At 61.6% G+C, this 7,651-nt stretch carries 10 protein-coding genes; 6 read left to right on the top strand and 4 right to left on the bottom strand.

Going from position 1 to position 7,651, the window contains the following annotated elements; translation table 11 throughout:
* Both Y708_RS26705 and Y708_RS0120080 read right to left on the bottom strand, forming a co-directional pair.
* On the bottom strand, positions 1-329 hold a 329-nt coding region (locus Y708_RS26705; RefSeq protein ID WP_035777036.1), incomplete at its 3' end, for a ThuA domain-containing protein.
* A 49-nt stretch (positions 330-378) separates the two neighbouring features.
* Positions 379-1,533 carry a Gfo/Idh/MocA family protein gene (locus Y708_RS0120080; RefSeq protein ID WP_035777035.1) on the bottom strand — a complete coding sequence of 385 codons (1,155 nt, stop codon included), beginning with the start codon at positions 1,531-1,533 and terminating at the stop codon, positions 379-381.
* Positions 1,534-1,934: 401 nt separating this feature from the next.
* Between Y708_RS0120080 and Y708_RS0120070 the strand changes: the two genes are divergently transcribed.
* The 3 genes from Y708_RS0120070 (at position 1,935) to Y708_RS0120060 (ending at position 3,209) form a co-directional block, all read left to right on the top strand.
* Positions 1,935-2,621 carry an SDR family oxidoreductase gene (locus tag Y708_RS0120070; RefSeq protein WP_028281294.1) on the top strand — a complete coding sequence of 229 codons (687 nt, stop codon included), beginning with the start codon at positions 1,935-1,937 and terminating at the stop codon, positions 2,619-2,621.
* Positions 2,618-2,893: an acylphosphatase gene (locus Y708_RS0120065; RefSeq protein WP_028281293.1), complete on the top strand. Its 276-nt coding sequence runs from the start codon at positions 2,618-2,620 to the stop codon at positions 2,891-2,893. Before Y708_RS0120070 ends, Y708_RS0120065 begins: the two co-directional genes overlap by 4 nt.
* Positions 2,894-2,993: 100 nt before the next feature.
* Positions 2,994-3,209: a hypothetical protein gene (locus tag Y708_RS0120060; protein ID WP_028281292.1), complete on the top strand. Its 216-nt coding sequence runs from the start codon at positions 2,994-2,996 to the stop codon at positions 3,207-3,209.
* A gap of 8 nt (positions 3,210-3,217) precedes the next feature.
* Here Y708_RS0120060 and Y708_RS0120055 read toward each other — a convergent pair whose 3' ends face one another.
* A complete protein-coding gene (locus Y708_RS0120055) occupies positions 3,218-3,898 on the bottom strand; it encodes a YqjF family protein (protein WP_035777034.1) in 681 nt (226 codons plus the stop codon).
* Between the two features lie 294 nt (positions 3,899-4,192).
* Between Y708_RS0120055 and Y708_RS30580 the strand changes: the two genes are divergently transcribed.
* Positions 4,193-4,828 carry a cupredoxin domain-containing protein gene (locus tag Y708_RS30580; RefSeq protein WP_051479225.1) on the top strand — a complete coding sequence of 212 codons (636 nt, stop codon included), beginning with the start codon at positions 4,193-4,195 and terminating at the stop codon, positions 4,826-4,828.
* Positions 4,829-4,902: 74 nt separating this feature from the next.
* Here Y708_RS30580 and Y708_RS0120045 read toward each other — a convergent pair whose 3' ends face one another.
* Positions 4,903-5,541, bottom strand: coding sequence for a uracil-DNA glycosylase family protein (locus tag Y708_RS0120045; protein WP_253905900.1), 639 nt, complete (start codon positions 5,539-5,541; stop codon positions 4,903-4,905).
* Between the two features lie 168 nt (positions 5,542-5,709).
* Between Y708_RS0120045 and ybaK the strand changes: the two genes are divergently transcribed.
* Both ybaK and Y708_RS30575 read left to right on the top strand, forming a co-directional pair.
* Positions 5,710-6,201, top strand: a complete 492-nt coding sequence (ybaK, locus tag Y708_RS0120040; protein WP_028281289.1) for a Cys-tRNA(Pro) deacylase — start codon at positions 5,710-5,712, stop codon at positions 6,199-6,201.
* Between the two features lie 314 nt (positions 6,202-6,515).
* Positions 6,516-7,651 (top strand): M23 family metallopeptidase (locus Y708_RS30575; protein WP_051479224.1); only part of this gene is annotated, 1,136 nt, incomplete at its 3' end.

Below are 7,651 nucleotides of genomic sequence, written 5' to 3'. Positions count from 1 at the left end.
GCGAACTGCCCGCCGATCAGGTGCAGATAGTCCGAGGTGTTTCGGTAGGAATCCGCGATGCCTCCGTGCCAACCAGCAAGGCCTGTGCCTGCTTCCACCGCTGCGCGCAGTCCCGTGAACTCGGCTTTCTCGATGGTGTTCATGGTGTTGCATTGCATGATGAGGTCAACGGTCCGCAGGTATTCTGCATCAGCGTAGACGGATGTGTTTTCCTCGACCCGCACGCTGTAGCCGTTGCACTCCAGATGCGGGATGAAAAGGTTGGTCGCCTCGACGGGCTGGTGACCATCCCAGCCGCCGCGGACCACGAGGGCGTTTTTGGCCGCCATGAGTTCTCCTTCTAGTGGTGGATCAAGTAGGTGAGTTACGTTCGCCGTGTCAGCCGACAGTGGTCCAGCGACTATCATTCCCTGCACTGTGTTCGACTGCGCCCAGCACCCGCTGTACCTGCAGCGCATCCGCGAACGACGGCGTGGGCTGGGTCCCGCTTCCAATGGCAGTCACCAGGTCCACCACCTGATGGGTGAAACCGTGTTCGTAGCCCAGTCCGTGCCCGGTCGGCCACCAATTTCCCACATAAGGGTGCTCTGGTTCGGTGACGGAAATCCGGTGGAACCCGCGCATACCTGCATCATCAGTGCCGTCGTAGAACTGCAGATGATTCATCTCCTCGAAGTCGAATGCCAGCGACCCAAGTGAGCCATTGACCTCCAACCGCATTGCGTTCTTCCTGCCGAGTGCGGCCCTGGTTGCTTCGAACACGGCGATAGGTCCGCCGTCGAATCTGGCACTGAAGATCACCGCATCGTCAACCGTCACCGGGCCGCGCTCCACCTCGTCTCCCACTGCGCCGTGTCCGCCCAGACCGATCAGATCGCCTCCCACCGGCCGTTCTTTGGTGAAGGTTTCCATCAGCGCAGAAACACCGGTGACCTTCTGACCGGTAACAAATTGTGTTGCATCAATGCTGTGAGCGCCGATGTCTCCGAGCGCACCGCTTCCCGACTTGGTCTTGTCCATCCGCCAGGTGAGCGGTGCGTTCTCGTCGGAGAGCCAGTCCTGCAGGTATTGTGCGCGAATCTGCCGGATAGAGCCAAGCCGCCCCTCCTCCACCATTTGCTTGGCCAAGGCAAGCGCTGGGGTTCGGCGGTAGGAATACCCGCACATCGCAAAGACTCCCGATTTCGCGGCTTCCGCTGCCACAGCCGCCATCTCCTCCGCCTCCTCCACCGAGTTGGCCAGTGGCTTCTCGCAGAGGACATGCTTGCCGGCACGCAGCGCGGCGATTGCAATCTCAGCGTGGGTGTTACCGGGTGTGCATATATCCACCAGGTCGATGTCGTCGCGCTTCACCAGTTCGTGCCAGTCCGTTTCCGTTGAAGCCCATCCCATTTGTTGGGCCGCGGCTTCAACCGCGGCGGCGTTTCGGCCGGCCAGGGCCGTCAGCTCGGGTGTGCGCGGCAGGTTGAAGAACCGATGCGCGGTCCGCCAGGCGTGGGAGTGCGCGGCGCCCATAAAGGCGTAGCCCACCATTCCAATACGCAGGGCCGGGGCGTTTTGATCAAACAAGAGCAATTCCTCTTCGAAATATTTCGCGACTTATGTGGTGGCGTGACCCTTAACTCAAGCGTGTTGCGGGTCATTCGTCAATGGCTTGATCAGCCATCATACTGACAATTGCTCGATTCTGGGCTGCCCAATCGTCACAATTAGAACTCCGAAATATTTCGAAAGGTGTGCACCGGTGGCTACTAATTCCAAGCGGGTGCGGCCGGTCGTGGCCCACGTCGCCGCACGTGCCGGGGCTTCCATGCCCACCGCATCAACGATGGGGAGGAACTGGATGCCCATCATGGTGAACTGGCTACCAAGCTGGTGGTCCGCGAGTCCACCGCTTCCGCCTGCACAGCGCGCAACACCGTAGGATTTTGATCATGACTTTACGACCAGTTGCCCTGATCACCGGCGCCTCCCGCGGCATTGGCCGTGCCATTGCTGAGGAGCTCGCGCCCACCTATCACCTGCTGTTGGGCGGGAGGGATGCATCCGCGCTTGAGGTGCTGGCGTCGTCGTTCCCGTCCGCCCAACCGTTCGCGGTGGACGTGCGGGGCGTGGCCGCCGGCGACGTTGCGGACATCCGCTCCCTTGACGTTCTGGTCCACTCGGCAGGCGTGCTGCGGATGGGCACGGTGGCGGACCTGCACGACGACGATTGGCAGGACAGCTTCGAGGTCAATGTCTTTGCCGTGGCCAGGCTGACCCGACTCCTTTTGCCGGCGCTCCGCGCAGCAAAGGGACAGGTGATTGCCATCAATTCGGGCTCAGGGTACGCTTCCGGGGCGGAATCCGCAGTGTACAGCGGCACCAAGTTCGCGTTGCGCGCTTTGACGGACGCGCTCCGGCAGGAGGAGCGCGCCAACGGCGTCCGGGTGTGTTCAATCCACCCCGGGCGGGTGGCAACCGACATGCAGCGGGAACTCCACAGCTTCGAGGGCAAAGATTATGAACCGACGGAGTGGATCCGCCCCCAGCAGGTAGCCAAAGCCGTGCGGCTCGCGGTGGACGCATCGCGCGAATCCGCCGTGGAGTCACTGAATATCCGACCCTCCGGCATGGCATGAGCAACGTCCGCCTCATTGCGACAGTCACCGGCGAGGTGCAGGGCGTCGGATTCCGGTACCGGGCCAGGCAGCAGGCGGAGCAGCTTGGCCTGGTGGGATCCGCTACCAACCGGTGGGATGGTTCGGTGCGGGTTGTGGCGGAGGGTCCGTCGTCGTCGGTGGAGCAGTTGCTCCGCTGGCTCCGCTCTGACCGCACGCCTGGCCGGGTGGATCAGGTGCATGCGTCCACGGACAGCGCCGAAGGCGGGCTCACCGGATTCGGCACTGACTGACACGCCCTGCTCAAACGAGAATTTATAAGCCTACTTGCTTTGGGTGCTTTCCTGTGTCAAGTTGAAACCCCACACGCCACATCGATTTAAGGAGAATGCTGTGATCGAGAAGTTGAGTGAAGCTGGCATTAGAAGTGAGCACGCCTACATTGGGGGCTTCGCCTCAATAGGGTTGTCCCTGACGTCCTGGTTGGTCAGCCGCGGAAAGAAGGGGGACTCCAAGGCGCAGTCTGATCGCTGGGGAATCTTCATTGGACATTGGGCGCCCACCTTCTTTGCCCTCGGAATCGCGCTGAAGCTCGAAGAGAAGAAGTAGCGGTCACGTCAGCCGGCTGTGGGCCGGGCGACTACCCGGGCTAATCCAAATTGGGTTTGCACTCCCGGTGAGTAGAGCACCGATTCAGGTGGCCCTGTGACCTCCAGCCCCGCAGCCCTGACCAGGCCGTCATCGCAGTGCAGCAGCGCAGCATGGTGGAGTGGCCAGGGCTGATGGGTGTTCGGGATGTGCAGGGTGCGCCCGGCCAGCCGGGAATGCAACCCAAAGCGGGCTGTGACGTGCTGTGTCAGCGGATCAGCAGCGGGCAAATCCAGATCAGGCACGACGGCGAAGCGTGAGTGTGCGCCACCGCGGAACCGGCGCACCTCATAGCCGTGCGAGTTATCCGGCTGTACGTAACTGCACCGGGACCAGACATACGGGATACCGGCTGCCCGCGCAGCCAGGACCACCGCAAGCCGCGAGGCATCAAGCGTCAGGAACACCACGGCCTGGGTGCCGTCGGGTTCACGCGAATACAACCTCACATTGATCTCGTTGAACGAGCCAAAATACGGGACCGGTCTGCCCGTGCCAAAGCCCGCCCCGCGCATGCGGAAGCCGATGAGACCAACCCAGGCATCGCCGTCGTGCAAGTCCGGCACTGTTCCCGGCGGCATGAACCTCGCTGCCGAAGCCTCGGAAATCCGCCAATGCAGAAAGACCGCATCGGCCCAGAACTGGTCCATGATGGCAGCCGATCCCAAAGGCGGCGCCGCGGGCCACCGGACAGGTTCGCTCAGTAGTGACCGCAGTCCCGTACCTGCCCTCGCCGCATTCCTCATTCGTCTCCCTCGTCTCACTTTGCCTGCCCGATGCTGATCGTATTCTGCGCATCCGGCCATGGCTAGACGACTGTGCACCCATCCGCAAGCGATCGGGTGACGAATATCATATAGTGGCGGGCCTGTGCCCATTCGAACGCCACCGTGGAGCCTCTTCGAGTGGGCCCCTAGTCAAATCCTCCGGAAGGCTTTCAGACTATGAATACCAAGAATAAAGTCCTCAGCATCAGCTTTTCCGCCGCGTTGGCCTGTGGCGCTATGTTCGGCTCCGCCGGTGCGGCGTCGGCCACATACGCGCCGACTGCATTGCCAGCCATGACGCAGGCCGCACCTGTCACCATTAGTATCACCGACTTCAAATACACCATTTCCGGCCCAGTGGCACCAGGCGCAACAGTTACTGTTGTCAACAATGACGTAGAAGTTCACACCGTCACAGGCGTTGGCAGCGGGCAAAGCTTCGATAGTGGCTCGGTCCCTGGCGGCGAAACAGGTACTTTTGTTGCCCCTAACAGCCCGGGCGAATACAACTTCACGTGCACTTTCCACGCGACCATGACCGGGACGCTTGTGGTGCAGGAGGGCGGCTCCGCATCGTCAGATGACAGCAGCGATGATGAAGCGTCAGGCCAGGCCGACAGCGGGGCTGCGGCCCCAGGCGAGGCCGGAGACAACACCGGCACGGACCAGATGGGCCAGATGCCCGTCGGAGGAGCGGACACCGGCGCCGAGCAGACGGCCGGAGGGAACCTCGGACTGCTCGCACTGGGCGGCGGTTTTGTCCTTGTGGCAGCGGCAGGCGGGACCTACATGGTCCGGCGGCGCAGCGAGTAACACGGGCTTAGTTAAATGATGACGGCGGCACCCAACTGGGTGCCGCCGTCATCATTTGTCCAGGTTGTCCTTGCCTAGCTTGACCGGCTGATCCCGGCACGCGCCATGGCGTCGGTGTAGGCCGACCGGATCTCGCGGAGCCAGAGTTCCTGCTTTTCCGGTGAGCCGGCAAAAGCGCGGTCTCCCACGGACCGCACCGGATAGATCTTGAAACCGCGCCTCACGATGGCGCGGTGCTGCAGCTGGGTAAGACGCCGGGCGATCTTGTGGGCATCCGTACCGTGCGCCACCAGAGCCGACGCCCGCGACACCCGCTGCAGGAAGTTCAACAGCGGCTTAACTCCCTCATCGATCTGGGCGGTGGTCAGAGCTCGCTCTTTCTGCTCTTCCACATACCAGGGGTAGACGTTCCAAGGCATCACGTGTTTAGGGCTAAGTCCAACATGCTCATAGATTTCGGCGGTGCGGATGGCGCTCTGGTCGTCATTCTCCGACGACACAAAACCTGAGATAAGGTCATGTCCCGGACTTGAGAACAGGCTCACAATCCGACACTCGTCAAGATCATGGATGGGGTCGATATAGGGCAGCGACCGCCCTGGTTTTTGGACGGCGAGGGCATCGCACATCCGGTTGATTTCTTCAATGTTCGGGTCATACCGTCGTTCCCACTGCTGCGCTTGATACGCGGGGTCCGCCATGCGTCGTGCCAAAATTGCCTCCTCGCGGACCATGCCAGATGTGGCAACACTGCGTCCGCTCCACCCTCCAGCTTACGCGGGTTGACTGGGAGTGCGGTTCGGTGGGCTCGGCTCAAACAATCCGGCTAAGGTCAATGGCATGAAGAGTGCACTAGTTGTGAATTCGAATTCATCTGCTTCATGAGCCGGAAAAATTCTTCGCCGTCGACGCCCGCCACTGCCGCACTGTCCAGGGCCGGAATCGAATTCGCTGTGCTCACCTATGATCACAATCCCTCAGCACCGAGTTTTGGCATGGAAGCTGCCGTTGCACTAGGAGTGGAACCCACCCGCGTGTTCAAGACACTGATGGTGGACATGGAAGGGACCCTGGCCGCCGCCGTCGTGCCCGTGAGCGGAAGCCTTAATCTAAAGGCGTTCGCCGCAGCGTGCGGACGGAAGAAATCGGCGATGGCGGATCCCACGTCAGCTGAACGCCGCACCGGCTACGTGCTCGGGGGAATCTCACCGATTGGGCAGCGGAATCCCTGTCCCACCGTTGTGGACGAATCCGCGCTCGGTTTCGCCGCAGTGCTGGTTTCCGGCGGACAGCGGGGCTTGGAAATTGAGCTGGCTCCGATGGATCTGATCATGCTGATCGATGCAACAACGGCGGCTATTGGCGCCCCTTGATTGCGCTTATTACGGCGCCCCGTTTGCTTCTCTAAGGTTTCACCATGAGATTCCCTAAGGTTTCTCCAAGAGACCACGGGCACCCTTTCTTCTAGAGAAACTTCTAGTACTCTGGTTCCACCGGCTTTGTGAGGAACATCACCAGTGACAGTGGGGTGTTCACCGGAAGTATCGGGCTCGTTTTCTCTCTGGTAACCAGTCCAGGACACGATCGTGGGAGGTCCCTCCGGCCAAAGCGAGCATTGCTGTACGCGCCTAGCGGGGCATGTGCGGAATCAACTGATACTGACAGTAAATAGCTTGGGGAGTCACCTGTGAAAGAGCCGAGGCAGAGGGTTGCCCGCCACCCAGTACCGAGTAAGCGGAATGCGGTCCGTTCCGGGATTGGGATCTGCCTGGCCGTTGCCGCCGTGTACTCCTTCAGCTACGAGAGCCCAGGGCCTGCGGGCCAGCTCACAGCGTCGTCCTCCCAGACGCTCCTGGCGAATGGCACTACACAGACCAAGGACCGGCCCACTGGCATTGTCGAGCCAAAGAGCCTGGCTCTGCCGGGAGTGGCCGGCGAGTCGCCCTCTTCCAAAGCCAACTCCAGAATCATTTCCAAGCTCATTGCGGATGCACTCTCGAAAGCCGAGACAACTCCCCCCGCTGTGGCGGGTATGTCAGCAGCAGACATCGGTGACAGCTCATCCGTTGAGCGTCCCTCCGAAGGAACGTTGATTTCGCCGCTGGCGTCGCTCAATCCAAGCTCACCGTTTGGCTTCCGGACCAGCCCTATCACGGGCGCAGCCGACGAGTTCCATACCGGACAGGACTTCGCGGCCCCGTGCGGGACACTCGTGTACGCGGCGGATGCAGGTGTGGTCCGCGCCGCAGGCTGGCACCCATGGGGCGGCGGAAACCGGGTCGAAGTGGACCACGGGAACGGCCTGGTCACAACCTACAACCACCTTGAAGCGATCGGCGTTGACAAGGGTGATGTGGTTGGTCCCGGAGCGGTCATTGCCAAGGTTGGAACAACCGGATGGTCAACCGGCTGCCACCTCCATTTCGAGACCATCCTCAACGGGGAACATGTTGATCCGCGGAAGTGGACTCTGGTCTCAGTAGACCGGTCTCAAGCCACTCTGGCTGCAATGGACACCTTCGCTCCCGGGTCGCAGAACAGCCCGGCGGAAGGGACCCAGGAATGGGCCGTGTCGCTGCTCGGCAGTCACGCACACGAGGTCGTGGACACGCCCGTTGCCAAGCCCACGCCAGCCACCACGAGCCACAAGCCGAGCGCCACGACCTCGCCCACATCGAAGCCCAGCGCCACGACCTCGACGCACAAACCAACGCCTTCGCCGACGCCGTCTGACCCTGCGCCGACGCATAAACCAACGCCTTCGCCGACGCCCGATCCGACGCCGACTGACCCTGCGCCAACTCCTGATCCGACGCCGACTGA

It is taken from the genome of Arthrobacter sp. H5 (assembly GCF_000520595.1).
Classification (GTDB): Bacteria; Actinomycetota; Actinomycetes; order Actinomycetales; family Micrococcaceae; genus Arthrobacter_D.
This window is presented reverse-complemented; position numbering and strand designations above follow the sequence as displayed.

Bases quoted from the DNA above. Each gene is read 5' to 3' on its own strand.
- Y708_RS0120080 (WP_035777035.1), bottom strand. From the start codon at position 1,533: ATGGTGGGCTACGCCTTTATGGGCGCCGCGCACTCCCACGCCTGGCGG.
- Y708_RS0120070 (WP_028281294.1), top strand. From the start codon at position 1,935: ATGACTTTACGACCAGTTGCCCTGATCACCGGCGCCTCCCGCGGCATT.
- Y708_RS0120065 (WP_028281293.1), top strand. From the start codon at position 2,618: ATGAGCAACGTCCGCCTCATTGCGACAGTCACCGGCGAGGTGCAGGGC.
- Y708_RS0120055 (WP_035777034.1), bottom strand. From the start codon at position 3,898: ATGGACCAGTTCTGGGCCGATGCGGTCTTTCTGCATTGGCGGATTTCC.
- Y708_RS30580 (WP_051479225.1), top strand. From the start codon at position 4,193: ATGAATACCAAGAATAAAGTCCTCAGCATCAGCTTTTCCGCCGCGTTG.
- ybaK (WP_028281289.1), top strand. From the start codon at position 5,710: ATGAGCCGGAAAAATTCTTCGCCGTCGACGCCCGCCACTGCCGCACTG.